This window comes from Alkalibacterium sp. m-11, assembly GCF_054658155.1.
This window is the reverse complement of the sequence record NZ_BAAGIR010000648.1, coordinates 1-247: the sequence shown is the minus strand read 5'-3', so window position 1 is coordinate 247 and position 247 is coordinate 1. Positions and strand designations below refer to the sequence as shown.

Sequence of the window (247 nt, the reverse complement as noted above, 5' to 3'; positions counted from 1 at the left end):
GTGAGGCTTGCCCAAATGTTAAGCATGTTCCGATTCGGTGTAAAGGGAAATTCTGTCCCACCTGCGCAGTTGGAGAAGCACAGAAATGGGCAGATATTCAATCAAACGACATGTACCGTAGTATTCACCGCCATGTGATTTTAACCATTGATGAAGGGCTTCGTCCCATTTTCACTAGTCATTATCGGAAAAAACTATTAAAAGGCTTAATGGACGAAGCCGGACGGCTTTTGAATGAATGGTTCGA

At 43.7% G+C, this 247-nt stretch carries 1 protein-coding gene; it reads left to right on the top strand.

The window, feature by feature from the left end; genetic code table 11:
* On the top strand, window positions 1-247 hold a 247-nt coding region (locus tag ACYQ2O_RS13785; RefSeq protein WP_459796882.1), incomplete at both ends, for a transposase zinc-binding domain-containing protein.